The sequence below is a fragment of the Sphingomonas sp. LH128 genome (assembly GCF_000293195.2).
Taxonomy (GTDB): Bacteria; Pseudomonadota; Alphaproteobacteria; order Sphingomonadales; family Sphingomonadaceae; genus Novosphingobium; species Novosphingobium resinovorum_A.
In genome coordinates this window covers 1-614 of the sequence record NZ_ALVC01000516.1, presented here as the reverse complement: position 1 = coordinate 614, position 614 = coordinate 1, and the positions used below count along the sequence as shown (strand labels likewise).

The window sequence follows — 614 nt, the reverse complement described above, 5'->3', positions numbered from 1 at the left end:
TGGCCCATGTGGCACAGCTTCGCTGCCTGGCCGCGCGCCTTCTTGAATAGTCGGGCATCAGGATCTGTGGTCGATGCATGGGTTGTATTGCTGCGCTTCTCGCCGCGAAAATCGCGTTCGGCATTACGGTCGGTCGGCGCTGCTGCCTGCTCGCTGCGGCTGGAAGCCAACCCGGCGTCATCGTCATCTCCGGGGCCGCCTTCATCCTTGGGTCTGAAGCTTTTCGCGCTTGCCCACGCTTCGATCAACGTGCCGTCCACCGAGAAATGATCGTCCGAAAGAAGAGCCTGCACGCGTGGCTGGTTGATGATGGCCGACAGGAGCTTGGCGGCAACGTCCCCGGACAGCAGCCTCTCGCGGTTCTTGGTGAAGACCGTGACATCCCAGATCGGCGCATCCATCGCCAGGCCGACGAACCAGCGAAAGAGCAGGTTGTAGTCCATCTGCTCCATCAACTGGCGTTCCGAGCGGATCGAATAGAAGGCCTGCAGGAGCAAGGCCCGAAGAAGTTTCTCGGGTGGGATCGACGGCCTCCCGATACGAGAATACAGGCCGTCGAAGTCCGCGGACAGCACTTCGAGCGCTTCATCGACAATCGCCCGGATCGCGCGAAG

At 61.4% G+C, this 614-nt stretch carries 1 protein-coding gene; it reads right to left on the bottom strand.

Annotated features, from left to right (window positions below; genetic code table 11):
• On the bottom strand, positions 1-614 hold a 614-nt coding region (locus LH128_RS29555; RefSeq protein WP_008833378.1), incomplete at both ends, for an IS5 family transposase.